This is a genomic window from Faecalicatena orotica (genome assembly GCF_003149245.1).
Lineage (GTDB): Bacteria > Bacillota > Clostridia > Lachnospirales > Lachnospiraceae > Faecalicatena_A > Faecalicatena_A orotica.
This window is the reverse complement of the sequence record NZ_QGDL01000007.1, coordinates 192,445-204,315: the sequence shown is the minus strand read 5'-3', so window position 1 is coordinate 204,315 and position 11,871 is coordinate 192,445. Positions and strand designations below refer to the sequence as shown.

Sequence of the window (11,871 nt, the reverse complement as noted above, 5' to 3'; positions counted from 1 at the left end):
CCTTATCCTACTTTGTGATAAATGCCTCATATTCATCTTTTGTAGAAGGTACTTCAATTTCCCCGCTCTTGATCTTCTCGCCGATTTCCAGAGTGGCTTCATATACGCCCTCCGGCATGTTTTTATGCTCTTCTGAGATACCGACACATTCTTCTTCCAGTCCGAATGTCAGTGTCTGTCCGCCGATCTCTTCTCCGTCCATTGCTTCCATAGAAACTTCTTTTACTGCTTTTCCAACCAGTTTCAGGGCAGATGTCAACACATTATCCGGTGCAAGATATGCCTGGTCCCTGTCCACTCCGATGACCCATTTGCCTGCTTCTTTTGCCGCTTCGATAACGCCTGTCCCGCTTCCGCCTGCTGCATGGTATACAACATCACAGCCGTCGGAATACATCTTGCTTGCAATCGCTTTTCCTTTTGCCGCATCGCTGAAGCTCTCTGCATACTGAACTGAAACCTCAATCTCTTTGCCCAGCTCTTTTGCCGCATACTGTACGCCGGCCTCGTATCCATACTGGAACTGGTCGATCAGGCCAGATGAGATACCGCCTACGAACCCAACCTTATTGCTCTCTGTCGTTTTTCCTGCCACATAGCCTACCATGAAGGACGGCTCCTGTGCGCGGAACATAACACCTGTCACATTATCCGGGGTTTCCTCATAGGAGTTGTCCACAACTGCATATTGGAGGTCCGGGTTTGAATCTGCCGCTTCCAGTACTGCATCCGCACACGCATACCCGATTCCCCAGAGAAGTGTTGCCCCGCTGTCTCCAAGACGCTCCAGATTTGTTACGAAATCAGATGCCTGCTTTGATTCGATATAGTTTACATCGGCGCCTGTCTCTTCGCTTAACTCCTGAAGCCCCTCCCAGGCCGACTGGTTGAAGGACTGGTCATTGATTCCGCCCGTATCCGTAATCATTGCTACGGAATAATCGCTCTTCTTATCCGATGTCTTGCTGTCAGAAGTCTTCTCCTCTTTGTCCTTTGAACCTCCGCATGCTGCCAGTGAAAGTGTCATCGCTGCTGCCAGTCCGATTGCCATTGCCTTCTTGAATTTCATAATCTTGTTTCCTCCTTAAAAATAGTGGTTTCTTTGTTTCCTGTACTGTCTCAGACAATACGTATATTCGAAAAGCCGCAGTTTACGGCAATTCCTCTCCATTTTTCCATCTGTTCACCAGATGGCATTTCCTTATCTTTTAACGCGGTCCTGACTCCGTGGCTGCGGAATGCAATAAGCTTTAATGTGAAATCATCCAGGTGTTCCCGCACACTCCCTGCAATCCCCCGGATCACGGCTTCTACATCTACCTCCGGCTCCAGACATACAATACGCACTTCTTCGAGCTGGTGCCTTTTAGCCAGATAAATGAGATTTTTCTTAACAGTTTCATTGCTGCTTCTTGTCAGACTGTAAAATACATTCTCATCCCATGCCTTTACATCCAGCATAACTTTATCGCATACGTCCATCAGGTCCGGATACCTGCTGAAATCCACACAGCCATTGCTGTCGATGTAACAGGTCAGTCCTTCTGCCCTTACCTGTGTAAACAGTTCTGTCAGAAACTCAGGATAGAGTGTACATTCCCCGCCCGACACGGTAATCCCCCTGATGAAGGGAAGATTCTTCTTGATCTCACTGAAAACTTCTTCCACCTCCATAAGGTGTATTTTGGGTGAGGAAAAATACGGACAGACCCGGATGCATGTATCACACTGCACACATTTTTTCTCATCCCAGATCACGGGAAGCCCTTCTAAATCCCGCCCCTTCTCCTGAACCAGACTCAACGCCTGTACCGGGCACTTTTCCACACAGATGCCGCATCCGGTGCACATTCTCTGTGTCTCCGGGTTATGGCAGTAGGCACATGCGATGTTACATTTCTGCAGGAAAACGGACGTCCGGTTTCCCGGCCCATCCACCACGCTCAGTGGGATGATCTTGTTGACCGGCGCCCTCAATTCGACGACCTTACCTTCCTGTTTTCAAGATGCGCGTTGCGGTAATTATCTCCGCCTAAGTAGACTGTATTCTGAAGGACCGCCTCGCCCTTATAGTAATGTTCCATATCACTGCGTTTCACAAGGTAGCCTGTGATCCGCACCAGATCGCTGTCGGATGCATAGAAGCTGATGTATTTATCGCCCAGTTTGAACGCGCCTTTAACGATATCCAGCACCGCCGCGGGATTATTGCGTCCGGTTGGGTCAAAGGAAAAGATGTCTGCACAGCCTGTCGGGAAAAACTTATGGAACCTCGCGCTGTGGCGGAGGTGGTCAAACATGCTGTCCGGTTCTGCACCGACAGGTATTCTGACGCCGGAGGTAATTCCGTGGTCTGAGTCGATACCGACCTGCGCATGCAGGGCAAAATGTCCGTGGAAGATTTCGGAATATAGTGCCTCGGAATTCTCGGCATATTGCGCGATCACGTTCATGATCTCCTCTGCCAGATCATCTGCATCCGCATCATGTCCATATGTCTTGTTTTTATCATCCATCAGCATGTTCGTACATTCTGCCAGCCCGACAACACCGAACATTGCCAGAAATTTTTCTCTGTCTATAAAGCCCTCGCGGGACAAAAAAGAACTTTCAAAGAAATTGGACCGTTCTACAAGGAACCGTATCCTCTCATTCATATAATCTCCCATATGCCTTAAGCAGTCCGGCAGAAGTTCTTTCAAGAAATGTTCCCTGCTGTCAGCCTCCTTCGCCAGCCTCGGCAGCACGATCCTTGTCAGTGTGTAGGAGCCTCCCCCGATCGGAAGGATGTTATAGCAGCTTGAAATCCCGTAATCCCCATAAGTATCTTTATGCATCCTGTGATTGCAGATCGCGGGGTTTGCACAATACAGGGACGTATATAATGCCAGTTCTGCATAAGCGTCCGGTGTGATATCCGGGTCATATTTCAAGGTCAGGTTCGGCACTGCGTTCTGCAGGTCTTTTTCCAGCGTCAGGATGATTTTACCGGCCCGCGTCTCTTCCGGTCCCAGATTCGCATGACAGAAACCGTCTGTAATCGTCCGGTCCAGATAGATCAGGAACAGCTTTATCTTTTTCGCCGCCTCTTCGTCTGATACCCCGTCCAGGAACGGTTCAATCAACTTGTCTATATTTCCCAAGAATACCGGGTAGCTCGTAATTGATGGCACATGCCGGTAAAAGATCATTAGGAAGGAAAGCAGTTCATCCAGATCTTTCGGCGGTTCCAGCCTCAAAAACTGGCAGCCCTCTCTGACCGCTTTTTCATAATCCGGCATGATGTAGCGCGGACGGTACGGCGCATGTCCCTCATCCAGATCACAGATGGCCCCGGTCTCCATGTAGTGCCTTGTCTTTTCCGGTATGTCTAAAACATCCAGACTATTCTCTGCCGCATGGGCAAGTGCAACTACCTTTTGTTCATAAGTAAGTCCCTTCGATGTCACAACCTCGAATGCTGTGCTCATAACGTATCACCTCTTCATAAATTTGTCGGCCGTTTCAAATATGCCCTGATGTACTTTATCTTTTTCAGATAAGCGCTTATGTCTCATTTGCTTACGCCTCATAAGCAAATTATATCGGCTTGTCCGTCTGATTAAAGGACTTATGTCCTGTTTTGAAAAATCCATATCCATTTTGTGAAAAGTAAACGGTATTATCAGGCATTTTTTAGTAATAACGCCAAATAAAAAGGGACTTGTGTCCTATTTTATCGCATTTTTGCTTTAGTAAAAACGCACAAAAAGGACTTTCGATTTTAAAAAACGAAAGTCCCCGAAAATATCACAATATTGTATTTAACTATGGGATGTTAAAATGGCACACCTAATTCTGCCGTTTCTCCATCATCAGATTCAGCGCCATTGCGAAGGCAACAATCAGTCCTCCTGTAAAGGTCGTCTTCGAATATGTATTCATGAAAAACAGGTCGATAATGATCCCCGTAAATACCTGCGCTACAAACGTCAGCAGGGTCAGACGGAATGCCGGCAGTGCCGGGACGATAATGTTGCAGAGGTATACGGCCATAACTCCCAGCATTCCTCCCATATACATCCACGGCCTTGTGCCTGATAAATCCAGTGTGTATGCCGGCGTGATACCCGCGAAAAGCAGTGCCGTAAAGGCAGATACAATCAAACCTGCGAGGTGGTTGACAAAGGAACTCTGCATCTCACCGATCTGCTGTGCAAGGCGGGCATTAATTGTTCTCGAAAGCACTACGGTAATGCCGGAAAAGAGAGAGAAGATGACCGCCAAAACCCCCGTTGTCACGGAATGGTCCAGCATGATGATGATTCCAATTATGGAAAAGGCAAGCCCTGCAAAGACTGATTTCCGAAAAGGACATTTTTCCATTCCAAAAAATCCGAAGCTGTCGATCACCAGAGATGCCGCGGTCTGCCCCAGTAAACCGAGTGCAATGATGCTCGTCATGCTGATATGCCCGTAGGCGAAATTGTTAAACACAACCGTCATGACACCAACCGCACCGCCTGCATAGATCCACAGCGGATGGAATATCTTCCCCGGTATTCCTGCCTTCTTCCCTTTACACACCAGAAGGGCAAATACGGTGCCAACCGCATGGACAATCACCGTCGCCCAGAAAACACCAAGTCTCTGCGACAAACTCCCATTAATAGAAACCATAACTGATATTGCCAAACCTGAAAGAAGAGCTAAAAAGTTGTACATTACCTTACCTCCCGTACTGATACTTTATAGATTCATTATAGAATTAGAATTGACGTTTACATATGACATATGTCATAGTAATCATATGATGCCGGGAAAAAAGAATTTTGACAAGAAATTTAAAAACATTCGGATTGATAAAAGCGAGGTACGGAGAATGCAAAGAAGGCCTTTAACTGAAAAACATTATGAAAAATTAAAAGAATTCGCTCTGTCTGATCTGCCGCTGGAAGCATGTGTTTGTCTCAGCTATGATCCGGGTGAAATACTGATTCAGGAGGATATGCCCATAAAATATCTATACCTCGTCCTGTCAGGCAGGGCAAAAGTATGCTCTACTACTCCAAACGGGAAACATCTCGTCTTATGCTATTATGTGTCTAAAGGGATACTTGGGGATGTCGAACTGATGGCAGATGCAAATACTGCAACTGCCACCGTTATCGCCATCACCGAATTTGAATGCATAGCAGTCCCTTACCAGAGGAATGCTGCAGCATTGAGAAATCATGTAGAATTTTTAAATATTATCGGGAAAGAGCTCGCTTTTAAACTAATCACGAGTTCGCACAGTCTGATCTCCGCCTCTCTGTGCACCGGAGAAGAAAGACTCTGTTCCTATATCCTGCACGCGTCACACAATGGAATCTTCCGTGATACCCTGACAGATACCGCATACTCCCTTGGCATGAGCTACAGGCATATGCTGCGCCTCTTAAACCAGCTCTGCTGCGAAAAAGTACTGGAAAAATCGGCCTGCGGATACCACATTCTAAACCGGGATGTGTTAATCAGGCGGGCGGGGAATGAGGGGGGACTTTGACTCACTCAATCTTCCCGTCCAGATAGGAAATCAAAATATTCTGTGGGTTTTCATAGTAAAAACAGCTTAACGGTTCTTCTCCTCCAGAACCTTAATTCCTTCCAAAAACATCCAGCATATGGGTGTGGGGATTCCCTCTTCTTTCCCCATTTTTACCATGCTGCCGGCAAACATCTCGATTTCTGTCTTTTTCTTAGCCTCGAGATCCTGCAGAGTTGAAGGCTTATTCTCATACGGAATCCTGCATATCGTGTCATACTGCCTGCGCATCTGCTCATCTGTTATGATAATTCCCTTTGCCTTTGCAACTGCCTGTACTTCCTTCATGGCCGCCCAGCGGATTTCATTGGCCGGCTCACTGTCCCGGAACATCCCGAATGGGATTCCGAGCAGTGCACAGGTCAGGTTCTCACCGACATTGCACATGTATTTAAACCAGAGCCCCCACATCATATCCTTCTCTACCTTATAAGGGATATCACACCTTTCCATCAAATCAGAAACAGCCTTTACACGCTCTGTCAGAACTTCATTCTTTGCTTCTCCGAAGTACACTTTGCCCCAGTATGGGTCGAAATCTGCTTTCCCATTCCTCATCACAATTGACATCCGCATATAAGAATAGAGGACATGCTCCCAGCCGTAAACAGCAGCGACCCTCTCTTCGCTTTCCACGCCATTCATCACACACAGGATCTGGGTACCATCCCCGACAAAATTACGGATATCTTCAATGGCCTGGTCCAGTCCCATGTCCTTTACCGCCATGATGACCAGATCTTTTTTCGTTCCTTCCTCAGGTGTACAGACCGGGAACCGGTAATTGACTCCATTCACGGTTACGCCCTTATTCTCCAGACGCTCTTTTCTTTTTTCCCGGGCAATGACGCAGAAATTCTCCCTGCCCAAATGTTCCTCCATACGCGGGGCGAAGAACACGCCCATTGCGCCAAGTCCGATTAATGCTGCACTTTTCATTTCCATATTCATTCTGCCTCCTTTATTCCCGTGGGCAATGAAGCGGCGCGGGATATTTAACTTGCTGAAAATAGTTACCATGAACACTAGATTCGGAAATACCTCACCAAGTGTAAATAGTATATCATAAATACTAAACTCGTAAAATACCTCGTTAAGTATTTAGATATATATCTGTTTATACGTTTCCCGTAAATAGAAATTTTTTTACTTGACGCATATATCTGTAACTGCTATAATTACAGTATGAACTGTATTTATTTCATTTACAGAAAGAGGTGACCATACCATGAAAAAAAGAATCTTCCTATTCACGATTCTGACCTGCGCTGCCCTGATGCTGAGTGCTTGTCAGAAGTCCACCGGTGCTGATGATACGAAAAAGGATGCCCCAGAAATGACAGAGGACTCCTACGCCTTTGAAAACTTCAAACTTCAAAGACTGGATGGAACAGAAACCGATTTAAACAGCCTTCTACAGAAAGCAGAGCTTACCGTCGTCAATATATGGGATCCGGCCTGTGAAACCTGTCCTGATGAAATGAAAATTTTTTCAGAACTATCCGGACAGTATTCCGGCAAAGGGATTCAGGTAGTCGGTATCGTCCGCGGAGTTACGAAAGAAAAAGATGAAGATGCACTTGCAGTAATTGCCGATACCGATGCACATTATATTCATCTTCTCGATTCAGATGAATTAGACAAACAGATACTGGACCAGTTTCCTGATACACCGACAACAATCTTTATCAGCCGCGACGGCCGGCAGTTGGGAACAGCATATACAAAGGCCGAAGATAAAGCATTCTGGGAAACAGAATTTGAAAAATATCACAGCCAGGTATGTGAAAATGACCATCCGGCAGACTGTGCGGTTGGCTGAACGCCGTGGTAGCAGCAGATTGCTGCTTCGCGGTAAAAAGCCGGGAACAATCATCCTTTGATTTTTGTTCCCGGCTTTTTAATTCGTATTATACAGATACGATTCCGACTGGTCAGGCCGTCTGCAAATCTTCCTGCCCTTCATTCTGTCCAATGAGCCCGTACAGATCCTCAATGGACAGCTCATTCGCCTTCATAAAATTATAAAGCTCACCGAGCTCTTCTTCCCGCTTTTTATTCTCAAGCTCTTCTTTCTGCTGCATCAGAACATCCAGCTTGTCCTGCAGTTTATTTATCTGCTCTTCCAAAGCATGGATCTGGTTGTCTAATGATTTCCTCTGTCTCGCCATATCTTTCTCTCCTATCGCTAATTTTTACGTTATTTAACGCTCTATTAAATTATATGGCCGGGCTTGGGAATTTATTCCTGTTTTTTTCCAGATTTATTCTTTTGTTCTCTGGTTCATAACAAGTTCTTTGATCTCGCTGTATTTACCTGTTACATAATCGTAATTCTCCCGCTTGTGGGGAAGGGTGCAGTTCGTACAGTCCTTAACCCCCCTGTCCGTATACCTGAAATTACCTCCACATCTGTCCCCTAATGCATATAAGGGGCAGTAGCAGAACAGGCAGTTAAAATTATCCGGGTCATTCGTCTTATGGCATGGAAAATATTCACATTCCTTATGGCTGAAAAATGAATATTTCTTTTCTTTTATATTCTTATCTTTCCGGGACATATTTTCATCTCCTTTAGAACACTACTATATCACTGTTTATACGCAGATGCAAACCAGCTTTTGTTACTGCTCCATTTTTACCTAAATTTGTTTGACACTCCTGCCCCCGCATTCTACAATGAATGTAGTAGTTATTTTATAGAAAACGGAGGTGTTGTTATGTTACATGAGGTAAACTTTTTATCCTTCAACAAGCGCGACGAGGTACAGGGCTGGATCTATGTCCCTGCTGTAAAACCAAAGGGCATTGTCCAGATTATTCACGGATTTGGTGAACATTCCAGACGGTATCTGCACATGATCGTAAAATTTATGGATGCCGGTTACATTGTAGCTGCGGATGACCATGTTGGACACGGAAAAACCGCGATGGACAGCGGAATCTGGGGTGACTGGGGTGATGCAGGCTTCCATACCATGATGGAGGATGAACACACCCTGAAAAAACTGGTATGCGAGAAATACCCGGATCTTCCATACTTTCTTTTTGGACACAGCATGGGGTCCTTTATTGCAAGAGATTATGCCGCAGCATACGGCGATGATCTGGCCGGGGTCACAATCTGCGGGACTACCGGAACCTTCCGCGGGGCTTCCGAAGCCGCCGTACTTTTAAAGAAAGCTGTAGATGAAGGACTCGGAAAAGATTCCAATGCTGAATTTACAGGGGCTCTGATGGGGTGGATGTGCGAACGCTGTGATGATGTCACGATCGGAAATGAGTGGATCTGCGCAGATCCTTATGTACAGAGGGATCATGCAGAAGATCCTTTTGATGCCTTTACAAAGCCAACCAGCAACCGCTCCCTTTATGATTTTACACAGATGATGGAGGCAATTAAAGGTACCGAATGGGCTGAAAAAGTGCCGAAATCACTCCCGGTTTATAATATCGGCGGTGATCAGGACCCGGTCGGCGAATATGGAAAAGGAATCTATGAGGTATCAAACTGGCTGTGGGATACCGGGCACCGTGTTACGACCAAAGTATATTCCGGCTACCGTCATGAAATCCATAATTATGCCGCCATCAAAGACGAGGTCGAGGCTGGAATCATTGAATTTATGGATGGAGTACTTGAGGATTAGCCAATTGTAAACCAACACTTTATCTATACAGATGCCGTACTACAGAGAGCGCGGCATCTGTGCCAGAGTGTGTTTGATAATTCATGTATACGGATGATTGTCCCACTTTGCGAGATATTTGAGCCAAATTTTTGAGGCGTAGTGGTTCTACGTTGATAAAATTTGGCTCAAATAGGGCGTGAAGTGGGGCGGTCAGACGTGTACAATGAATTATCAAACACACTCTAATAATAACAAGTGAAATGTGTATTGGTTTTGCAAACAGCACTTGACTTTTCCCTTCCCCTCTTTTACACTTATGCATACGCAGATGATGGTTCTGTACATGGTAACTATCACATAGCATCTTAATAAGCAATCTCAAATAATCTAATAGATCTTTGAGTCACCCCTATGATCAGGGAATTTTTCAGAAATACACAGCACCCCTATATTTTGCAGTAATATACCATTGTCTGCCCCCATATTTTTTGCTATAGTAAAATCAGATAGTTTCTCTGTATAGTTGCATAGAAAGGATACTATATGGACAACACAACCAAAACAGTTTGGCAGGAGGAGCCGCCTGCCGCTGTACAGCACGAAGATGCAGTCTTAAAGACAATGATGCATTTCTTCGCAGACGATAAAGCGTTTCCGTTCCTACGAAGCACTCGCCAGTTACCAGTACCATGTCTCCGTGACCACTTATGTATTGTTTTCCGGATCGATTCGGCATCCTGTAACTGAATTTACAGAAGGAGTGAATACATACCGGGTCATCCCCATTATTATGCGGGAAAAGAGTGCCGACGAGCTGATTGACAGACTGGAAAAATGTGTGGCAGAAGATGCCCCCCCTGAAGCGTGAAGACCTTGTAATGCTTCCCCTCTGCCCCTTGATGGGTGGAACAATGCCGCAAAAGGACAGGATCAGGGCTGCATTTGCAATTACCAGGGAGGCAACAACAATCAATCCTGATGAAGTCAGGAAAATCGAGGCGGTGATCTATGCTATGGCAGACAAGTTTTTAGAATCAATGGATATCGAGGAAATCATGGAGGAAATAAAAATGACCAGGATAGGACAGAAATTAGTAAGCGCGGGGATTGCTGAAGGCCTCGCTGAGGGTATCGCTGAAGGCCACGCCGAGGGCATGCTTGAGGGGGAAGAAAGGGTCAACCGTCTTACACTTCTTCTCCTCGAAGATAAAAGATATGAGGATATTGAGAAGGCCTCGAAAGACAGAGAATACCAGAGGCAGTTGTTTAAAGAATTTGGGATCTGACGTAGTGATTCCTGAATATTCTGCATATCCAAATTCCTGTTATCATAGATTGTATACTAAATACATCCATTAACAAGGAGTGTTCTAAATATGCAAAATGAGAATAAAGAGAACTGCTGCAGCGGCCACGATGCCGTCCCCAGACAGCCGAAAGAAAGTTTTTCTGCACCCGGCCCTTATCCTCCCGTGCGGGTCTGTGAGCGCAACAGCCTTTACGGAAGAATGATGCTGGATAATATGGGAGGGCAGCATTCGGAAATGACTACCATAAGTCTCTATCTCTATAATAATATGCTGATTGATGAGAATGACCGGATTTCCAATATCTTCAAGGGAATCAGTATAGTAGAGATGCATCATCTTCATATTTTCGGGGAGATTGCAAGGATTATGGGTGAAGCGCCCAGACTCTGGACACACCGCGGCAGCCGGATGGTCTACTGGACGCCGGGATATAATACTTACTCCGTAGAATTAAAGCCCCTGCTTGTAAACGCAGTGAACATGGAAAAGGGCGCTGTACAAAAATATCAAAATCAGTGTGCCCGGATTGAGGATAAGTATATTGTGGAATCTCTTAAGAGAATCATCGAAGATGAAGAACTACATATCAGAATCTTCGAATCGCTCTATGATGAGTATTGCCGCTAGAAAATCTTGTGGGGCAGAACCGTATCGGTTCTGCCCCGTCTGCAGTCTTCTATTTCAGGGCTCCCTCCAGAAATTCCACGCATCCTTCTATTCCCAGCCGGCTGCTGTCCAGCACAACATCATAGCGGCGCAGATCATCCCACTTCTTCCCTGTATTTGCAAAATAGTAATTTGCACGTTTCTTATCGAACTTCTTCATGGTACTTTCCACATCCCCTTCCGGAATTCCATATTCTGCTGCTATCCTTTTTTTCTTATCCGGAAGTTCCGCATGAATGAAGACATTCAGCACATCATCCCTGTCCTTCAGCACTTCTGATGCACAATGTCCAAGAAAAATTGCCTCTCCCGCATCTGCCAGCCTTTGAATGGTCTTCTGCTCTTCCAGAAAAATACGTCCCTCATTGGACAGCATATTTACATTACCGTTCTGTACCTGGCTCATCATATAAAGAGAATACATCAGGCTGTTTGTGGCTGTCTCCTCATATCTCCCGATTCTCTCAACGGAGATATTATATTTCTGAGAAACCATTTCCAATATCTCAATGCCGTAACAGGGGACCTTGCTTACCTCCGAAAGTCTTCTTCCTACCTTTGTTCCTCCGCTTCCATATTCCCTTTCAATTGTGATAAAACTGTACTTCATTTCACTTCGCCTTCCTTTTTGCCTGCCCCCAGTTGACAGGAACACACGCCTCAGCTAAGGGTATACTTTCTGTTTTATAGGTGTAAC

Annotated in this window: 13 protein-coding genes; 5 read left to right on the top strand and 8 right to left on the bottom strand. The window is 45.6% G+C overall.

The window, feature by feature from the left end:
* Window positions 1-7: 7 nt before the first annotated feature.
* The 4 genes from A8806_RS12670 to A8806_RS12655 form a co-directional block, all read right to left on the bottom strand.
* Complete coding sequence (locus A8806_RS12670) at window positions 8-1,069, bottom strand: BMP family lipoprotein (protein WP_109731564.1); 1,062 nt, start codon at window positions 1,067-1,069, stop codon at window positions 8-10.
* A gap of 50 nt (window positions 1,070-1,119) precedes the next feature.
* Window positions 1,120-1,977: a YjjW family glycine radical enzyme activase gene (locus A8806_RS12665; RefSeq protein WP_109731563.1), complete on the bottom strand. Its 858-nt coding sequence runs from the start codon at window positions 1,975-1,977 to the stop codon at window positions 1,120-1,122.
* Window positions 1,974-3,470 (bottom strand): YjjI family glycine radical enzyme, encoded by a 1,497-nt coding sequence (locus A8806_RS12660; protein WP_109731562.1) that lies wholly within the window; start codon window positions 3,468-3,470, stop codon window positions 1,974-1,976. The genes A8806_RS12665 and A8806_RS12660 overlap by 4 nt, the downstream gene beginning before the upstream one ends.
* Window positions 3,471-3,831: 361 nt before the next feature.
* Window positions 3,832-4,704 (bottom strand): DMT family transporter, encoded by an 873-nt coding sequence (locus A8806_RS12655; RefSeq protein WP_109731561.1) that lies wholly within the window; start codon window positions 4,702-4,704, stop codon window positions 3,832-3,834.
* A 157-nt stretch (window positions 4,705-4,861) separates the two neighbouring features.
* Here A8806_RS12655 and A8806_RS12650 point away from each other — a divergent pair, with 157 nt between their 5' ends.
* Entirely contained in the window at window positions 4,862-5,527 is a 666-nt protein-coding gene (locus tag A8806_RS12650; RefSeq protein ID WP_109731673.1) for a Crp/Fnr family transcriptional regulator, read from the top strand.
* 66 nt (window positions 5,528-5,593) lie between these two features.
* On the opposite strand, the gene A8806_RS12645 is transcribed toward A8806_RS12650, so the two are convergent.
* Window positions 5,594-6,511 carry a ketopantoate reductase family protein gene (locus tag A8806_RS12645; RefSeq protein WP_109731672.1) on the bottom strand — a complete coding sequence of 306 codons (918 nt, stop codon included), beginning with the start codon at window positions 6,509-6,511 and terminating at the stop codon, window positions 5,594-5,596.
* A gap of 283 nt (window positions 6,512-6,794) precedes the next feature.
* Here A8806_RS12645 and A8806_RS12640 point away from each other — a divergent pair, with 283 nt between their 5' ends.
* Complete coding sequence (locus tag A8806_RS12640; RefSeq protein WP_109731560.1) at window positions 6,795-7,388, top strand: TlpA family protein disulfide reductase; 594 nt, start codon at window positions 6,795-6,797, stop codon at window positions 7,386-7,388.
* A gap of 112 nt (window positions 7,389-7,500) precedes the next feature.
* On the opposite strand, the gene A8806_RS12635 is transcribed toward A8806_RS12640, so the two are convergent.
* Window positions 7,501-7,737 (bottom strand): hypothetical protein, encoded by a 237-nt coding sequence (locus A8806_RS12635; protein WP_109731559.1) that lies wholly within the window; start codon window positions 7,735-7,737, stop codon window positions 7,501-7,503.
* Between the two features lie 93 nt (window positions 7,738-7,830).
* Window positions 7,831-8,127 carry a cysteine-rich small domain-containing protein gene (locus tag A8806_RS12630; RefSeq protein ID WP_109731558.1) on the bottom strand — a complete coding sequence of 99 codons (297 nt, stop codon included), beginning with the start codon at window positions 8,125-8,127 and terminating at the stop codon, window positions 7,831-7,833.
* 159 nt (window positions 8,128-8,286) lie between these two features.
* Here A8806_RS12630 and A8806_RS12625 point away from each other — a divergent pair, with 159 nt between their 5' ends.
* The 3 genes from A8806_RS12625 to A8806_RS12615 all read left to right on the top strand — a co-directional run bounded on the left by A8806_RS12625 (window position 8,287) and on the right by A8806_RS12615 (window position 11,135).
* Window positions 8,287-9,216: an alpha/beta fold hydrolase gene (locus A8806_RS12625; protein ID WP_109731557.1), complete on the top strand. Its 930-nt coding sequence runs from the start codon at window positions 8,287-8,289 to the stop codon at window positions 9,214-9,216.
* Window positions 9,217-10,016: 800 nt separating this feature from the next.
* Window positions 10,017-10,484: a hypothetical protein gene (locus A8806_RS12620; protein WP_146203285.1), complete on the top strand. Its 468-nt coding sequence runs from the start codon at window positions 10,017-10,019 to the stop codon at window positions 10,482-10,484.
* A gap of 90 nt (window positions 10,485-10,574) precedes the next feature.
* Window positions 10,575-11,135, top strand: a complete 561-nt coding sequence (locus A8806_RS12615) for a ferritin-like domain-containing protein (protein ID WP_242996072.1) — start codon at window positions 10,575-10,577, stop codon at window positions 11,133-11,135.
* Between the two features lie 49 nt (window positions 11,136-11,184).
* On the opposite strand, the gene A8806_RS12610 is transcribed toward A8806_RS12615, so the two are convergent.
* Entirely contained in the window at window positions 11,185-11,784 is a 600-nt protein-coding gene (locus tag A8806_RS12610) for a cytidylate kinase-like family protein (RefSeq protein ID WP_109731555.1), read from the bottom strand.
* Window positions 11,785-11,871: the final 87 nt, after the last annotated feature.